The sequence below is a fragment of the Pseudaeromonas paramecii genome, assembly GCF_039540575.1.
In the GTDB taxonomy this organism is placed as follows: domain Bacteria; phylum Pseudomonadota; class Gammaproteobacteria; order Enterobacterales; family Aeromonadaceae; genus Pseudaeromonas; species Pseudaeromonas paramecii.
Genome location: NZ_BAABFC010000018.1, coordinates 1 through 15,569 on the forward strand (window position 1 = coordinate 1; position 15,569 = coordinate 15,569).

General features: G+C 61.9%; 22 protein-coding genes. 10 read left to right on the forward strand and 12 right to left on the reverse strand.

What is annotated here, in order from left to right; translation table 11 throughout:
* Nucleotides 1–315 precede the first annotated feature (315 nt).
* The 5 genes from ABD847_RS13160 to ABD847_RS13180 are packed head-to-tail and all read right to left on the reverse strand — an operon-like array spanning nucleotide 316 to nucleotide 3,701.
* Nucleotides 316–924, reverse strand: a complete 609-nt coding sequence (locus ABD847_RS13160) for an energy transducer TonB (RefSeq protein ID WP_345013766.1) — start codon at nucleotides 922–924, stop codon at nucleotides 316–318.
* Nucleotides 925–959: 35 nt separating this feature from the next.
* A complete protein-coding gene (locus ABD847_RS13165; RefSeq protein ID WP_345013768.1) occupies nucleotides 960–1,361 on the reverse strand; it encodes an ExbD/TolR family protein in 402 nt (133 codons plus the stop codon).
* Entirely contained in the window at nucleotides 1,351–1,875 is a 525-nt protein-coding gene (locus ABD847_RS13170; protein ID WP_345013770.1) for a MotA/TolQ/ExbB proton channel family protein, read from the reverse strand. Before ABD847_RS13170 ends, ABD847_RS13165 begins: the two co-directional genes overlap by 11 nt.
* Complete coding sequence (locus tag ABD847_RS13175) at nucleotides 1,868–3,094, reverse strand: MotA/TolQ/ExbB proton channel family protein (RefSeq protein WP_345013772.1); 1,227 nt, start codon at nucleotides 3,092–3,094, stop codon at nucleotides 1,868–1,870. Before ABD847_RS13175 ends, ABD847_RS13170 begins: the two co-directional genes overlap by 8 nt.
* Complete coding sequence (locus tag ABD847_RS13180; protein ID WP_345013774.1) at nucleotides 3,087–3,701, reverse strand: DUF3450 family protein; 615 nt, start codon at nucleotides 3,699–3,701, stop codon at nucleotides 3,087–3,089. Before ABD847_RS13180 ends, ABD847_RS13175 begins: the two co-directional genes overlap by 8 nt.
* A 257-nt stretch (nucleotides 3,702–3,958) precedes the next feature.
* Here ABD847_RS13180 and ABD847_RS13185 point away from each other — a divergent pair, with 257 nt between their 5' ends.
* Nucleotides 3,959–4,711: a LuxR family transcriptional regulator gene (locus ABD847_RS13185; protein WP_345013776.1), complete on the forward strand. Its 753-nt coding sequence runs from the start codon at nucleotides 3,959–3,961 to the stop codon at nucleotides 4,709–4,711.
* A gap of 23 nt (nucleotides 4,712–4,734) precedes the next feature.
* Here ABD847_RS13185 and ABD847_RS13190 read toward each other — a convergent pair whose 3' ends face one another.
* Nucleotides 4,735–5,220 (reverse strand): hypothetical protein, encoded by a 486-nt coding sequence (locus ABD847_RS13190; RefSeq protein ID WP_345013778.1) that lies wholly within the window; start codon nucleotides 5,218–5,220, stop codon nucleotides 4,735–4,737.
* A 148-nt stretch (nucleotides 5,221–5,368) separates the two neighbouring features.
* Here ABD847_RS13190 and ABD847_RS13195 point away from each other — a divergent pair, with 148 nt between their 5' ends.
* Nucleotides 5,369–5,917: a cytochrome b/b6 domain-containing protein gene (locus tag ABD847_RS13195; protein ID WP_345013780.1), complete on the forward strand. Its 549-nt coding sequence runs from the start codon at nucleotides 5,369–5,371 to the stop codon at nucleotides 5,915–5,917.
* Here ABD847_RS13195 and ABD847_RS13200 read toward each other — a convergent pair.
* Both ABD847_RS13200 and nfo read right to left on the reverse strand, forming a co-directional pair.
* On the reverse strand, nucleotides 5,914–6,078 hold the full coding sequence (locus ABD847_RS13200) for a hypothetical protein (protein WP_345013782.1): 165 nt from the start codon (nucleotides 6,076–6,078) through the stop codon (nucleotides 5,914–5,916). The two genes, ABD847_RS13195 and ABD847_RS13200, sit on opposite strands and share 4 nt — an antisense overlap.
* A gap of 54 nt (nucleotides 6,079–6,132) precedes the next feature.
* Nucleotides 6,133–6,975, reverse strand: coding sequence for a deoxyribonuclease IV (gene nfo / locus ABD847_RS13205; RefSeq protein ID WP_345013784.1), 843 nt, complete (start codon nucleotides 6,973–6,975; stop codon nucleotides 6,133–6,135).
* A gap of 165 nt (nucleotides 6,976–7,140) precedes the next feature.
* On the opposite strand from nfo, the gene ABD847_RS13210 reads away from it, so the two are divergent.
* Nucleotides 7,141–7,338, forward strand: coding sequence for a type II toxin-antitoxin system RelB/DinJ family antitoxin (locus tag ABD847_RS13210; protein WP_345013786.1), 198 nt, complete (start codon nucleotides 7,141–7,143; stop codon nucleotides 7,336–7,338).
* Between the two features lie 124 nt (nucleotides 7,339–7,462).
* Nucleotides 7,463–8,002 (forward strand): PIN domain-containing protein, encoded by a 540-nt coding sequence (locus ABD847_RS13215; RefSeq protein ID WP_345013788.1) that lies wholly within the window; start codon nucleotides 7,463–7,465, stop codon nucleotides 8,000–8,002.
* Between the two features lie 28 nt (nucleotides 8,003–8,030).
* Here ABD847_RS13215 and ABD847_RS13220 read toward each other — a convergent pair whose 3' ends face one another.
* Nucleotides 8,031–8,471, reverse strand: coding sequence for a Fur family transcriptional regulator (locus tag ABD847_RS13220; protein WP_345013790.1), 441 nt, complete (start codon nucleotides 8,469–8,471; stop codon nucleotides 8,031–8,033).
* Between the two features lie 114 nt (nucleotides 8,472–8,585).
* Between ABD847_RS13220 and ABD847_RS13225 the strand changes: the two genes are divergently transcribed.
* The 6 genes from ABD847_RS13225 to ABD847_RS13250 are packed head-to-tail and all read left to right on the forward strand — an operon-like array spanning nucleotide 8,586 to nucleotide 12,872.
* Nucleotides 8,586–8,708, forward strand: coding sequence for a hypothetical protein (locus tag ABD847_RS13225; RefSeq protein ID WP_345013792.1), 123 nt, complete (start codon nucleotides 8,586–8,588; stop codon nucleotides 8,706–8,708).
* Nucleotides 8,695–9,426, forward strand: coding sequence for a zinc ABC transporter ATP-binding protein AztA (gene aztA, locus ABD847_RS13230; protein WP_345013794.1), 732 nt, complete (start codon nucleotides 8,695–8,697; stop codon nucleotides 9,424–9,426). Before ABD847_RS13225 ends, aztA begins: the two co-directional genes overlap by 14 nt.
* A 3-nt stretch (nucleotides 9,427–9,429) precedes the next feature.
* Nucleotides 9,430–10,299 (forward strand): metal ABC transporter permease, encoded by an 870-nt coding sequence (locus tag ABD847_RS13235; protein WP_345013796.1) that lies wholly within the window; start codon nucleotides 9,430–9,432, stop codon nucleotides 10,297–10,299.
* Nucleotide 10,300: 1 nt separating this feature from the next.
* Nucleotides 10,301–11,251 (forward strand): metal ABC transporter substrate-binding protein, encoded by a 951-nt coding sequence (locus ABD847_RS13240; protein WP_345013798.1) that lies wholly within the window; start codon nucleotides 10,301–10,303, stop codon nucleotides 11,249–11,251.
* On the forward strand, nucleotides 11,248–11,895 hold the full coding sequence (locus ABD847_RS13245) for a DUF1007 family protein (protein ID WP_345013800.1): 648 nt from the start codon (nucleotides 11,248–11,250) through the stop codon (nucleotides 11,893–11,895). The genes ABD847_RS13240 and ABD847_RS13245 overlap by 4 nt, the downstream gene beginning before the upstream one ends.
* The gene (locus tag ABD847_RS13250; protein WP_345013802.1) at nucleotides 11,892–12,872 is read left to right on the forward strand and encodes a nickel/cobalt transporter; all 981 of its coding nucleotides are present in this window, start codon (nucleotides 11,892–11,894) and stop codon (nucleotides 12,870–12,872) included. Before ABD847_RS13245 ends, ABD847_RS13250 begins: the two co-directional genes overlap by 4 nt.
* Nucleotides 12,873–12,885: 13 nt before the next feature.
* Here ABD847_RS13250 and ABD847_RS13255 read toward each other — a convergent pair whose 3' ends face one another.
* The 3 genes from ABD847_RS13255 to fruA all read right to left on the reverse strand — a co-directional run bounded on the left by ABD847_RS13255 (nucleotide 12,886) and on the right by fruA (nucleotide 15,564).
* The gene (locus ABD847_RS13255) at nucleotides 12,886–13,134 is read right to left on the reverse strand and encodes a hypothetical protein (protein WP_345013804.1); all 249 of its coding nucleotides are present in this window, start codon (nucleotides 13,132–13,134) and stop codon (nucleotides 12,886–12,888) included.
* Nucleotides 13,135–13,169: 35 nt separating this feature from the next.
* Nucleotides 13,170–13,706, reverse strand: coding sequence for a DUF1523 family protein (locus ABD847_RS13260; protein WP_345013806.1), 537 nt, complete (start codon nucleotides 13,704–13,706; stop codon nucleotides 13,170–13,172).
* Nucleotides 13,707–13,827: 121 nt separating this feature from the next.
* The gene (gene fruA / locus ABD847_RS13265; protein ID WP_345013808.1) at nucleotides 13,828–15,564 is read right to left on the reverse strand and encodes a PTS fructose transporter subunit IIBC; all 1,737 of its coding nucleotides are present in this window, start codon (nucleotides 15,562–15,564) and stop codon (nucleotides 13,828–13,830) included.
* Nucleotides 15,565–15,569 lie beyond the last annotated feature (5 nt).

The window sequence follows — 15,569 nt, forward strand, 5'->3', positions numbered from 1 at the left end:
GTTGCTGGATCTTTCGATCCGCTTTGGTCACTTCATCAGACATTGAAAATCAATTTTGTCGATTGACTTCAATCTCTGCGAGTGCCCACACAGATTGCTTGAATTGAATTGTTAAAGAGCGGTTTGGCTTTTCGCCAAGAGCTGCGCATTCTACCCAGCTCTATCGGCTTGTCAAGCTGGGCTTGACTTGCCTTGCTCACCCGGCGTCGTGCGCCGTGTCAGTGAGGGCGCATTATAGGGAGCCCGCGCCGCGCCGCAAGGGGATTTTGCATCTTTTGGTGCGATCGCTCAGAAATAGCACAAAGCGCATAGTTATCACTCATCAGGGGCCAACTGGACGCCGCCCTTGAGCCGAAAAATCAGTGTTATTGTTTCAATCCTCTTCTGTCTTGTCGGTGAGCTGGCATTGCTGGGTGAATACCGCCACTGCTGTATGGCTTTGAAGGCGGAGCGTGCCAATTCAGGATCACCATCTAATACTTGCAGGTCTTCTACTGTCCCCTTGTCACTGACGACAAAGCGAATCTTCACCGCCCCCTGGCGGTGCATCAAGCGGGCTCGTTGTGGATAGTCAGGTAAGGGGTGATACAGCAGATGCTGTTCTGTGACCTGGGAGGGGGAATGCGCGGCATCTTGGGTGGTCGTGGACGAAGCCACCTTGCGCGCAGCCGGCTCCCGATGGCGCGGCATCACCGCCCCCGCCACCGAAGGACTCGGGCTGGCTTGATGCACCTGGGGGACAAGCAGCCGATGCGCCTGTGCCGCCGTCACCCCTGCAGGCGCCGATGCTTGAAGCGGCGATGGAGTGACAAGGCGCGGCGTATCAGGCTCACTCAAAACTATGGGAGGCGGCATGGGGGAGGAAACAGCCACAGGCTGCCGCGCTACCAACTGTGTCAGTAAAAATAGCAGCCATCCGGTCAACAACAGGCTGCCCGAGAACGCCAGTCCCCAGCGCCTCACTGAGGCAACACCCCGACAGCCAGTTGCTGGATGCCCGCCTGCCTAATCTTGTCCATCAGGGCAACCACCTGACCATGAGGCACCTGGCTATCTGCTTCGATCAAGACCTTAGTGTGTGGAGGCAACTGGGCAAGCACTTCACCCAGCTCGTGCGCTTGCAACGGCTGCCCCTGCCAGCGAAGCTGACCATTGCCCAGCAGCTGCAGATGTAACGGCTCGCTTTGCTGGCGCTGGGCCGACTGAGCGGCAGGCAACTGAACCGCCAGCGAGCGGATTTGTAGAAAGCTGCTGCTCACGACAAAGAAGATGAGCATGATGAAGACGATATCCAGCATAGGTGTCATGTCGACCTGAACATCGTCATTCTCTCGCCGGCGGAAAGAAAACCTAGTTCGCATCCGTCACCTCACAGGCGAGACCATCCTGCAGTTGCTGCAGGTGATGTGTTATTCGTCGCTGCAGGCGACCATGCAGCACCCAGCCCAACAAGGCCGACCCCATCCCCATCAGGGTCGTCAAACAGGCGCTAGCGATCGCGTTGCCCACGCCAGGATCAGACGGAGGCACGCCGAGGGCGAGCGCATCAAACACCTGCAGCATTCCGCAGACAGTTCCCAACAGTCCCAGCATGGGACACAGCTTGATCAGGTTCCGCACCAGACGTAGCCCTTGTTGTAATTCATGGGTTGCCCCGCCAAGACAGACGGCGCGTTGACGTCGCACCCAGGATAGCGAGTCGCCCTGCCGGGGAGCCAGCTTGAGATAGGCTTGCTGCCGGGCGGGCCAAACACACAAAACATACCAGCAACGTTCCAGCAGCAAGGCATTGAGCCAGAACAAGAGGCCACACAGCGGCCACATCAGTGGGCCGCCTCGCTGGATAAAACTCAACAGTGCGGATAGCTCAAGCATGGCGAGGCGACCAAGCCGCCAGCAGCCGCAGGGCTTCTTGTTCCAACCGCAACGACAATAGCTCAACCCGGCTCTGCAGCAAGCCATGGGCCAGCAGCAACGGCATGGCCGCCACCAACCCCAGTACAGTGGTTACCAGCGCCATGGCGATGCCCCCGGCCATCAACTTGGGTTCGCCACCGGCGCTATCACTCAAGCCCTGGAAGGTCTCTATCATGCCGGTGACTGTGCCCAGCAGACCCAACATGGGGGCGACGGGGATCAGCAACTTGAGCCAAGCCAAGCCTCGCTCGAGCCGAGCCTGTTCCTGTAACAGGCAGTCGTCCAGCTGGAGCTCCAGCGTATCTCTATCCATTGCCTGCCATTGTGCCGCCCGCCCCCTTAGCCGCCCCAGGGCATTATCCGGCAGGCCGATCGCCTGCTCAGCCTGCCGCCGCATCCGGTGCCCCTCTAGCCACAAGACCCAGCTGCGCCAGAGCACTGTCCCACCGCCCAAGATGGCCAGCAGCAATAAGAGCAGACCGATGGGGCCAGCCTGTGTGAACCGAGTCCTTAGATCTGGCTGTGCCGCCAATCGTTGCAGCGTCTTACCCTGCTGCAAATCCAGCGGCATCAATTGCCAATGCGCCGGAGAGGACGCCAGATAGTGCGCCAAGGCCGCCTGGGTCTGTTGGTCCGGCCGCCATTTAGGCGGACGCAGCACCCCCTGCTCGAGCCGATAGAAGCCACCGGCATCGAACAGCGCCCAACGCCCTAATATCGCCAGGGAGCCACTGCGGGTCTGCCCTTGCGCATCGGGCACTGGCAGCGTCAGTCGTTGCCGTTCGCCACTTTGTTGCCACAAGGTGCGCCACCCTTGACTGACCGCGCTCAACAAGCGGGGCAACTGCCGCTCATCTCCGGCGAGCAGCTGCTTCAGCTCGGTAAGGATTTCTGGTTGAGTCAACGCCAGCACCGAATCAGACCAGCGCGGGATCAAGGCCTCCGCACTATGGCGAAGTTGCCCCTGCAAGGCTTGTAAATCGGCCCCCTGCTTGGCAAGCTCTTGACGTTGCCCCTGTAGGCGCTGATCCAATTGCGCCACCTGGCTGTCAAGCCGCGAGGCCTCACTCAGCAAGCTCTTTAGTTGCGCCTGCCTGGCTGCAATCTGTGCCGCCACATCATCCCCCGCAAGCAGACAACCACTCCAGAGCAGCAGCAAAAACCACACTCTACTCATGCGCCGCCTCCACTGTCGGCCCCGGCAACGGCACGGGGGACAAACTCAACCAGTCTGAGTCTTCGGTGTTCACCTCAGCACGGAAGCCCGATGCCAGTGGGCTGGGTAATGGCTGCCACTGTCCCGCCTGCCAACACCAGGCCGCTTGCGCATCCAGCTGTTGCGCACACCAGGCCAATCGCCCGACCCGGATAAACGCCAACTGGCGATCAGGTTGCCCAGGCAAAGCACCGCGATACCGGCTGATCTGCTGACCATAATCATCTTCCTGTTGCAGCTGCCCAAGCAGTGCGCCTGCCCGCTGGGCCAGAGGCATATCCGGTGCCAACAACCGCTGCCGCACCCGCTGCCAATCGGTCTGTCGAGCAGTGAGATAGAAGGGCATGTCCTGAGCCAGCAGACTCCAGGCCTGCTGCCACTCACTCAACAGCAACGGCTCGATCTGCTCGCGCACGTGGCGCAACGCGCTCTGCCGAGCGACTAAGCTTTGCTCTTCTTGCTGCAACGCCTCCAGCTGCGCCTGTCGAAACTGGTTATAGGCTTGTTGTTGCGCGATGGCTTGCTCCAGCTCCGCCAGCGGCTGAGTCGGTGACTGGGCGGCTAACACAGTGCCAGAAAACAGGCAGGCGGCTAACCAACCCCAGGGGAAACGGGCTGGTAACCGATTTGTTTCATAAATGTGGCAAAGATCTGTTTGCTTATGCATCAGAGTGGTCAAAAGAATCCATCGTTACTATGCTGCATGGAGCCCCCATAGTAGAGGCAAAAACAAGAAAAGAAAGTCAGGCTGATTGCATGACCATCCATCCTTCTGGTGGCGCCATGCAGCCCTGCGGCACGCCTGAACACGGGAAGGAACAAAAAGTGGAAAAAAAACGCTTCAACCAACTGCTCAATCGCATCGACGATTGTGGCAAGGCCGAGCAACTCAATCAGATCATCCTGGAGGTGACCCGCGAGTACGGCTATCAGTATTACCAGTTTTGCCTGCTGATCCCCATGGGCCTGTTACAGTGCCAGATTTACCTGTTGAGCCACAGTCCGGACGGTTGGATTAAGAACTACTGGGAAAACAAATACATGCAAGAAGATCCTCTGGTGCATCTGGCCATGCGGCAGAGTCGCCCCTTTCAATGGCGGGATCTGGAACTCACGGACAAACAACTGCCAGCACAATCAGTGGCCATCATGGCCGCTCGTCGTGAGCGCGGCATGTGTGATGGCGTCACCTTCCCACTGCATGGTCCCAACGGCAGCCATGGCATCCTGTCTTTATCCGGTGGACAAGACAGCGAGCTTGAACTGGCGGATCTCCCCCTGCTGGGCATCTTGAGCAGCACCATCTTTTGCAAGGCTAACCAATTGCTCAACCAGAAAGCTTCCAACCTGTCGGAGCGGGAGCGAGAATGCCTGTTCTGGGTCAGCGAAGGGAAAACCTCCTGGGAGGTAGCCAAGATTCTCGGTATCACGGAGAGAACGGTCAATTTCCACCTCAACAGTGCCATTCGCAAGACAGGCTGTCGCAACCGTTACCAGACCATAGCCCACAGTATCTCTGCGGGCCATCTGATGCCGGCGATGGATAGACTGACCCTGGCCACCTTCATGGAGATCTGATCTGTCGGCCCCAGCCGGCAGGCTCAAGGATCCGGATAATCATGCATCCGCAGTTTACGCTGGGATGCGCTCGCCTGTCGGCGCCCAGCTGCAGGGGCTGGAGCCCCTGTCGCCGCAGCTCGTTGAGCCTTGCGCGGCAGCTCAGCCCGCTGACCGAACAAGCGCCTTAGGCTCCAAATCGCCAACAAGCAGACCGCAACGCCAACCAGGGTATAGAAGCGGGCACCATCGCGAGAGAGTCCCTCAATCCAGGGCTCCCAACCTTGGGTAAGCAACCAGTTCTGCCACTTGTCCAGCAACAGAATGCGAGATACAAACAAGGCATCGGCCAGCAACATCACCAGCACCCCGATGCGAAACCAGCGGGGTATGACCAACATGATGAGACCGGCGACGAACAACATGGTACCGCCTCCCACCAGGGTGGTATCCAGCGCCGCCTTAAGTGGCAACGCCTGACTCGGCAGAGGCAAAGCAAGCAGCAGCCCCCAAATAGGATGGATCCTCACACTCAGACTCCTTTGGCAGGATGAAGGCAGCATGATCCCAAAAGCTGGTGACGGGGTCAAAGCGGCGACAAAGCATAAGGTTGAATTAAGCCTCGGTGACTAGACTCAAACACGCCATATTGGCCGCTCATCCGACAGGAGTAGCATCATGAATAAAAGTGTAAAAGTATGGGATCCCTTCGTTCGGCTATTTCACTGGTGTACGGCCGTGCTGTTTTTATCCAACTATGCCCTGCTGGAAGAAGGCAGTCGCCCGCACCGTTACGTGGGTTATACCTTGATCGGGCTGGTACTGGCACGCATCGTCTGGGGCTTTATCGGCACCCAATATGCCCGTTTCAGCAGTTTCGTTCCGGCACCACAAGCCCTGAAGCGCTATCTACAGGCCTTGGCACAAGGGCAGCATCCCTATTATCTGACGCACAACCCGCTGGGCGCCCTGATGGTGATCTTCCTGCTGGTCATGCTGCTGTGCACAGGCCTCAGTGGCTGGTTGCTGACCCAGGAGGGTTTTTGGAGCGATCGGCTGATGGAGGACATCCATGGCACCTGTGCCAATCTGGTGATGGTGGCGGTTGGTTTCCACATCGCGGCCGTCATCTGGATTAGTCACCGCACCCGCGAGCCCCTGGTTCCCGCCATGGTGCATGGCCGCAAACCGAGTGAGTGGCCGCCAGAATCAGACCACCAAGACTAAAGTCGCCAATAGGGCAGGAGCTCATCGTCCTTGCGACGACCAGGGCTCTGCCGGCGATCCTCTTTGTCCGGCTCCCAACGAATATCCTTGCGCCGGTCGGTCTGCTGGCGCCGTTCGCCTCGCCGCCGCTCCGGGCCTGTATAGGGTGGCTGGCTGCTCATGCTGGACTCTCCTGCCTCGCTTGCCTGCTTCAAGCATAGTCCAGCCATCCGCGGCTAAACCGCCAACGAACGCAACCAGGCAATCTCCGCCGCCCAGATATCCGGCTCCACCGTCTCCAGTACCATGGGAATCCCATCGAATCGGGCATCCTGCATGATGTAGTGAAAGACCGCCTCCCCCAGATTGCCCTGCTGCAGACTGTGATGGCGGTCCACCCGACTCCCCAGGCTGCTCTTGGCACCATTGAGATGCATACCCTTGAGGTAACCAAAGCCGACCGTTTCGGCGAATTGGTTGAAGGTGGCATCACAGCCGTCGAGAGTGCGCAGATCATAGCCGGCGGCAAAGGCGTGACAGGTGTCCAGGCAAACCCCTACCCGGGACTTATCCGCCACCCCATCGATGATCTGGGCCAGGTGCTCAAACGACCAGCCCAGGTTACTGCCCTGGCCGGCGGTATTCTCGATCACCGCCACCACATCATCACAGCGCGCCAGGGCCCAGTTGATCGACTCGCTGACCCGAGCCAGCGCCGCCTCCTCGCTCAGCTGATTCAGATGGCTGCCGGGATGGAAATTGAGGTAACACAGCCCTAACTGCTGGCAACGCTGCAACTCATCCAAGAAGGCCTCGCGGGACTTGGCCAGGGCCGTCGCCTCCGGATGACCCAGGTTAATCAGATAGCTGTCATGGGGCAGTATCTGTTGCGGCGAGAAGCCGCCGGCAACACAAGCCTCGCGAAATGCGGTTATGGTCTCCGCCTTGAGCGGCGGGGCCTGCCATTGCCGCTGATTCTTGGTGAACAGGGCAAAGGCATTGGCGCCCAGCGCCTGGGCCCGCGCCACGCACAGCTCAACCCCACCGGCGGCACTGACATGGGCTCCGATATACTTCATGCAAACCTCCTGGTATCAAGCCAGGATTATGCCCGCCCCACCTTGTCGACTCCAACCATGAAAAAAACGTGGCCTTGCCCGCCCCTTGCGCAACAAGCCCTTGAGCTCGGCGCGCCCCTGTATCAGGCTGATGGCTTTTGCACACCAGATAATCAGGAGCAAGGGATGGCAATCATCAAGAGTGACATGGTACGGGCCCGCATCGAACCGGCCATCAAGGAGCGCGCCGAAGCGGTGCTGGAGAAACTGGGGATGAGCACGGCCGACGCCATTCGCCTGTTGCTGACCCAGATCGCCCTGCGCCAGGCGTTTCCATTGGAACTGACACTGCCACCGGACGAACGCCTGCCGGAAGAAAAATAACCGCCCGGCACAACGTGATCTGTCATGCAAAATTGGGGGCAGAGGATAGTATTTAGGAAGAGGCTAGCCTAAAAGCATAGTCTCAGTTGAAATCGCTCTCAACTTGAAGTCCAGGAGCACACCCATGGCCAACCGCATTCTCATCATTACCAACGACAACATTCAGGATTTGCCGCTCAACGAGATGGCCCGTTTCAATCAGGTCACCCTGTTGATCGGTAAAGGCCAAACCAACCTCTCACTGGAGATGGCCCGCTGCCTGCTGGAGCTGCAATCCCGGCAGAGCATCCATATCGATCTGCAACCGGTGAAGCACACCAGCAAGACCGCCTTTGACATGCACTTTGCCCTGCAGCTGGGTCGCATGCTGGAGCGGGAACCGGACAGCAGCTTCACCATCCTCTCCAACGATGCCGGCTACGATCCCCTGGTGGCCAACTGCCGCGAACAGGGCCTGAAGGTCAACCGGGTCGAGGAGCTGCGCCGTGCCGGCAGCAACCAGGCCGACAGCGAGCCGGTTGCCAGCAAGGAGCCGGAAAAAGCAGAAAAGGCTGAGAAAAACGGCAAAGAAAAAGACAAGAGCCCCGAGCTGGAGCTGGAGGCGACCTCCAAGGGCGTCAGCCGCAATCAGCAGCTCATCTCCTCCTTGATTGGCAAACGCTAATCCCTGCGGATTTTTGCTGACGGCACCCTCAGGGTGCCGTCGTCATGTCAGCTGCGCCACACTGGGCACAGACCCCTTTTAGCTCCAGCATCTGGGGTAACAAGGCAAAGCCCTGCTCCGCCGTCTGGGATTGCAGCAGAGTCAGCAGGGGCACCGGCAGCGGCAGCTCCTGCACCTGACTGCAACGCACGCAGATCAACAGCTGGGCGTAGTGATCACAACCACGCCGCGGGCACGCCACGTACTTCTGCACCGACTGCAGATAATGCACCAGCCCGACCGTCACCAGATAATCCAGCGCCCGATAGGCCGTCGGCGGCTGCCAGATGATCCCCTCGCCCTTGAGCCTATCCAGCAGTTCGTAGGCACTCAGCGGCCGCGGGCTGCGCTCCAGCTGCTGCAACACCTGCTGACGGTTGGGGGTCAGCTTGGCGGTTGCGTGGCTGCAACAACCAGGGGAATGGGACATGGGCCACCTCGGCGGGAATGAACTCAAGGGGCCATTTTAACGGCAATCGGCGGATTGCCAAGCCAAAATGTTATGTTATAACATAACGCGCCTTCATACTGACGGACCCTTTTCATGTCGTTTCATTCTCTTCTGTTGACCAGCGCCCTGCTGCGCACCCTGCTGGCCCTGGGACTCATCGCCCTGCTCTGGCTGGCCCTGTTGCTGGCCATGGGAGGTTCCGGTGCTGCGGTTTGACAACCTGACCCTGGGCTACGATCGCCACCCGGCCCTGCACCACCTGCACGGCCATGTCGCCCCCGGCAGCCTGCTGGCGGTGGTGGGGCCCAACGGTGGCGGTAAATCCACCCTGCTCAAGGGCATCCTGGGCCAGCTCAAGCCCCTCACCGGCAAGGTGGTCTGTGGCGTGCCGCGACAGGCCATCGGTTACCTGCCCCAGCAAAGCCGCATCGATCGCAGCTTCCCCATCAGCGTCCAGGAGACGGTGGCCATGGGGCTATGGCGTCACTGCGGCCTGTTCGGCCGTCTGCCCAGAGCCCAGCGGCTGCGGGTTGCTGCCGCCTTGGAGCGGGTGGGGCTGGAGCGACTGGCCGGCGCCAACCTGGATGCCCTGTCCGGCGGCCAGCTGCAGCGGGCACTGTTTGCCCGCCTCTGGCTGCAGGAATCACAACTGATGCTGCTGGATGAGCCCTTCAGTGCCATCGACAACCAGACCGCCGAAGACCTGCTGGATCTGCTGGAGGAGTGGCAGGCACAAGGCAAGACGGTGTTGGCGGTGCTGCACGATCTGGAGCAGGTGCGTCACCACTTCCCCGAGGCCCTGCTGCTGGCCCGGGAATGCATCGCCTGGGGCCCTACCCAGACGGTACTCAGCGCGGACAACCTTAACCGTGTACGCACCCTGCATGCCGGCCCGGATCCCGAGGCGGCCTTCTGTTCGCGAACCCCGGAGTAAACCATGTTGCTGGACTGGTTGATCAACCCCTTTAGCGAGTTTCAATTCATGCAGCGGGCCCTGGCCGGCTGCCTGGCCCTGTGCCTGAGCGCCCCGCCCATCGGCGTCTTCCTGATGCTCAGACGCATGAGCCTCACCGGCGACGCCATGTCTCACGCCATCCTGCCCGGCGCGGCTGTGGGTTACCTGGTGGCCGGCCTGTCGGTGGAGGCCATGACCCTGGGTGGTCTGGTGGCCGGCGGCCTGGTGGTGGTGCTCTCCGGCCTAGTCTCCCGCCATACCCAAAGTGGCGAAGACAGCAGCCTGGCCGCCTTCTACCTCATCTCCATGGCCCTGGGGGTACTGCTCATCTCCACCCATGGCAGCAGTGTGGATCTGCTGCACGTGCTGTTCGGCTCGACCCTGGCCCTCAACGATGCGGCCCTCTGGCTGCTGGGGGGCATAGCCACCATCACATTGCTGGGGCTGGCCTGGATCTACCGCCCCCTGGTGCTGGAATGCCTGGATCCGGACTTCCTGGCCAGCGTCAGCCGGGCCGGCAGCTGGGTACACCTGGGCTTCCTGTTGCTGGCGGTGCTGAACCTGATCGCCGGTTTCCATGCCCTGGGCACCTTGATGTCCGTCGGGCTCATGATTCTGCCCGGTGCCGCCATGCGTTACTGGACCCGTCGCCTCGGGCTCTTGCTGCTGGGCAGTGCCCTGCTGGCCCTGGTGGCCTGCATCAGCGGCCTGCTGTTTTCCTATCATCTGGGCTGGCCCACCAGCCCGACCATCATCCTCAGCCTGGGGGTTGGCTATGCCCTCTCCCTGCTGCTGGGTGGCCAAGGGGGCCTGTTGCCCCGCCTGATCCGTCGTCGTCATCTGGAGGCTTAACATGACTCTTGCATCCCGTATTCCGTCTCGTCTGCGCCTGGGGCTTTGCAGCCTGCTGCTGCTGACCGCACCGGCCTTTGCCGCGCCGATTCCTGTCACCGCCACCTTCAGCATACTGGGCGATCTGGTGAAACAGGTGGGCGGCGAGCAGGTCGAGATACACAGCCTGGTGGGCCCGGATGGCGACGCCCATGTCTATCAGCCCAGCCCGCAGGATGTGCGCACCCTGAGCCAGTCCAAGCTGCTGGTGAGCAATGGCCTGCACTTTGAAGGCTGGCTGGATCGCCTGGCTCAGGCCTCCGGCTTCAAGGGCGCCCAAGTCGTCGCCAGCCAGGGCATCCAGGCCCGCGCCATGGCTGACGATGACGAGGAAGAGCATGACGGCCATGGCCATGACGCCGATGAGCACCACCATCACGATGGCATGGACCCCCATGCCTGGAACGATCCGGAAAATGTCATCGTCTACGTCAACAACATCGCCCAAGGGCTGAGCCGGCTGGACCCGGAACATGCCGATCAGTACCAGGCCAATGCCGACGCCTATGTCCGTCAGATCCAGACGCTGGATGGTGAATATCGTCCACGGTTTGCTGCCCTGAGCGCCCAGCAACGCCGTGCCATCACCTCCCACGATGCCTTCGGTTACCTGGCTCAGGCCTATGATCTGAGCCTGCTGGCACCGCAGGGGATCAACACGGAAGCCGAGGCCTCGGCGGCGGACGTGGCCAAGCTCATCCGCCAGATCCGGCAGGAGAAGATCAAGGCCCTGTTCGTGGAGAACATCAGCGACCCGCGGCTGCTGGAGCAGATTGCCCGGGAAACCGGCGTACAGCCGGGGGGCCGCCTGTTTTCCGATGCCCTGTCGGCGGCCGATGGCCAGGCCCCTGACACCCTGAGCCTGCTGCGGCATAATCTGGACACCCTGCTCAAGGCCATGGAGCAACAGTGATTCAACGCCGTAGTGTCTTCTGGGCGCTGGTCCTCTGGCTGGGGAGCCAATCCCTGGCCTGGGGCCATCCCCACAGCTGGATTGACATGGTGAGCCGGCCCCAGATCGACGCCCAGGGGCGGCTCACCGCCTTCCAACTCAGCTGGCTGTTTGACGAGTTCTACACCGCCACCCTGCTGGACGACGCCAAGGGCAAGCCCAACCCGGCTTTCCTGGCCGGTCTGGCCAAGCAGAGTCAGGCCACCCTCAAAGAGGGGCACTATCTGCTGCACTTTCGCGGCATCACACCGGCCCCCACCCTGGGCCAGGTCAGTGACTTTCGCTACAGCCTGTTCCAGGGCCAGCTCAGGCTGGACTTCACCCTGTCCCTGGCCAAGGCCGTGGACTCGACGAACCAGACACTGGACTACGCCATCTACGACAACACCTATTACATCGACATGTCCCACCACGCCCCGGACGCCATTCAGCTGGAAGGGCCAGGCGCCAGCCGCTGCAAGGCCATCTACCATGTGCCGCAGCCCAGCGCCAAGGACATCGAATACGCCAGCAGCCTGGACATCAACCAGCAGGGTGATGAGGGGCTGGGCGAGGTGTTTGCCGAGTGGATCAGCCTACATTGCCAAGGAGACGTCACCCAATGACCACCTTCATCCACCGTCATAGGTTCCGTCTGCTGCTGTTGCTGGCGCTGGCCGGCCTCGGGGCCTGGCTCTGGCAGGCCTGGCCGGGCCTGCGTTTCGAACTGGCACGCCTGCAGCTGGGCTTTCAGCGGGAGCTGGGGCAGTTGTTGCGCCACGCCCAGGACTGGCAGCCCGGCACCGTGCTGGCCCTGCTGGGCTTGAGCTTCGGTTATGGGGTCTGCCACGCCGCCGGGCCCGGCCATGGCAAGCTGGTGCTGGGCACCTACCTGGCCACCCATCCCAGCCGCCTGGGTCAGGCCATCCGCCTGTCGGTGGGGGCGGCCCTGCTGCAGGCCCTGGTGGCCATCGGCCTCATCGGGCTGGGGGGCTGGTTGCTGGATCTCTCCGCCCGCCAGGCTCAGGGGGTGGGCGTCAGTCTGGAAAAGGGCAGCTACCTGCTGGTGATGGGCTTGGGGGGCTGGATTGCCTGGCGCGCCCTGCGCAGTTTGTGGCAGATGAGGCCCGTCACGCCACCGGCCATCCGCGGTGTGCGGCCCCTCCAGCATCAAGGGGAACTGCTGCTGCGACCGCACCCGCAAGCCAGCTGCGGCTGTGGCCATCAGCATGTGCCCGACGCCGGACAACTGGCGGCCGCCACCCGCTGGCAGACCCGTCTCGGCCTCCTGCTGGCCATGGGCTTGCGCCCCTGCAGTGGCGCCTTGCTGTTGCTGGTGCTGGCCAAGGTGTTGCAGCAGTTCTGGCTGGGCGCCCTGGCCACCCTGGCCATGGCGGCCGGCACCGCCCTGACGGTGAGTGTGCTGGCCCTGCTCAGTCGCCAGGCCCGCCAGCTGGCGTTGAGCTTGAGTCGGGGGAGCCGGCAGGCCGAGCGGTTGCTGCCCAAGCTGGGCCAGGGGTTGGCCCTGCTGGGGGGTGTGGTGCTGATCGTCGCAGGGCTTGGGCTCTATCTGGCGCCCACTTCACAGCTGCTGCCCCGCTGACGCGAGAGCCCGGTCAGGGTTCGATGAAGCGCTGATGCTTGTCAATCTGGATGGGGCAGTCGCCGATGCGGCGCACCGCCTCCTCCGCCCCCATCTCGGTCTCGAAGCTGGCGCGACAGCCATAGGTGTCGGTCAGCTCGTAGACGCGCCCCTGCTCGTCCTTGAAATCGACGATCCAGCCCTTGCTCAGCAGATCGAACACCACCAGCGCCTGGCTCAGTTGATCCTGCTCATACAGCGTCTTGAGTTCCTGTAGGGTCATGCTCCCCTCCCGCGGCAAGCCGCATCCATCAACATTTAGACCTCGGCATCCGGCCAGGCCCAGTCACTGCGCCACACCAGACGGGCGATCCAGCCCCAGGCCAGCAGCCAGAGGCCAAAGCCCAGCCAGCGGAAGAAACTGAAGGTGGACACCTCGGCACTCTCCACCCGCTCAATCTTGGTCACGTTGGGAAACCAGGAAAACATGTTCAGCCGCCAGCCGTAGGAGGTGATGCGCGCCAGCCCCTTCTCAAACTCCAGGGCCTTGGCCCGCGCCTGCACATCGGCGGAATTGAACTTGAAATAGAAGGGGAAACCCCAGCCGGTATCCTCATTGCGGAACACCCGCACCTTCTCGCCGGCGGAGACGGTGTACAGATAGTAGACATCCGTGGTGGGGCCATCCGCCGGATTTTCCTTGCCGATGGGGCCATCCTTGTCCACCCGCTTGACCTCCACCCCTGTGATGGTGGTGATGCTCTTCTCCGGCAGATAGAAGTCCAACCAGACACCGGATATCACCAGCAGGCCGGCCAACAACCCCAGAGCCAGCTTACGCAGCAGGGCTTTCATGCACGTTTCTCCTTCGATTCGACACCTCTTCACTATACCGGCATGGTGCCAAAAAGTGCCAGACAGAAAAAACCCGGCCGAAGCCGGGTTACAGGAAGCACACCTGAAAATTAGGAAGTTGTTACGCCAGGGCGGCACCGTTGGTGGCCACACTTTCCCGCGGCTTGAGCAGCGCATACAGCACACCGGTCACCGCCGTGCCCGCAGCAATGGCCAGCAGGTAGGGGAACACAGGCGTGATGGCATTGGGGATCAACACCACGAACAGGCCACCGTGGGGCGCCATCAGCTTGGCACCGAACCACATGGACAGGGCCCCGGTCACGGCGCCACCCAGCATGGTGCAGGGGATGACGCGCATGGGATCCCGGGCGGCAAACGGAATGGCGCCTTCGGAGATGAAGCACAGCCCCAGCACCATGGCCGCCAGGCCCCCTTCCCGCTCAGACTCGGTGAACTTGCTGCGGGCCAGCAGGGTCGCCAGACCCATGCCCAAGGGCGGTACCATGCCGGCGGCCATGATGGCGGCCATGGGCAGGTAGGATTGGGAGGCCAGCAGACCGACGCCGAAGGTGTAGGCCGCCTTGTTGACCGGGCCGCCCAGGTCGAAGCACATCATGGCGCCCAGCAGGATACCCAGCAGGATGGCGTTGGCGGAGCCCATGTTCTGCAGGAAGTTGGTCAGACCTGTCATGGCGGCAGAAACCGGGCCACCCACCACGTAGATCATGACCAGACCGGTGATCAGGGACGCCACCAGCGGAATGATGAGGATGGGTTTGAGCGCCTCCATGGTCTGGGGCAGCTTGACCTTGTCCGCCACCAGCTTGGCGCTGTAACCCGCCAGGAAGCCGGCCACGATACCGCCCAGGAAGCCGGCGCCCAGGGAGCTGGCCAGCATACCGCCGATCAGACCCGGTGCCAGACCAGGCCGGTCGGCGATGGAGAAGGCGATGTAACCGGCCAGCACCGGCACCATGAGGGCAAAGGCGGAGGCACCACCGATCTTCATCAGCGCGGCCGCCAGGGTGCCTTCCTGCTTGAAGGCCTCGATGCCGAAGATGAAGGAGAGGGCGATACACAGCCCCCCGGCCACCACCAGCGGCAGCATGTGGGAAACCCCGGTCATCAGGTGCTTGTAGACCCCGGTGCGTTCGGTCTTGGCCGGCGCGCCGGCGGTCGCCTTGCTGTCTGCCTGCCAGACGGTGGCGGTGGCAAAGGCGTTATCCAGCTCCTGGGCGGTCTTCTTCAGTGCCGCGCCCGTGCTGGTCTTGTACAGTCGCTTGCCGGCGAAGCGGGCCAGATCCACTTCGATGTCGGCGGCAATCACCACCAGATCGGCGGCGGCAATCTCCTCGGCGGTGAGGGCATTCTTGGCCCCCACGGAGCCGCGGGTTTCCACCTTGACCCAGTGACCGCGCTTCTTGGCCTCTTCCTCAATGGCCTCAGCCGCCATGAAGGTGTGGGCCACGCCGGTGGGGCAGGCGGTGATGGCGACGATGCGCTGCACGCCGGCAGTCGGCTTGGCCACCGCGGCCTGTGCCACGAAGACATAGGGCTTGGCGGCCTGCTTGGCCTGTTGCAGGAAGGCTTGCGGGTCGGCCAGCACCTGGGCGACCGGCGCCTGGAACAAGGCCTTGCCGGCGAAACGGCCCATGTCGGCGCCATCCCCGGCCACCACCACCAGCTCGGCGGCCTCGATCTCCTCGCGGGTCAACCGACGCTGTTCACCCACCATGCTATGACACTCGATCTGGGCCTCCCAGCCCAGGTTGGCAGCCGCCTTCTCCAACAGCCCTGCGGCAATGATGCTATTGGCTATCCCGGTGGGACAGGTGGTAATGATCGCTACCTTCATCTGCT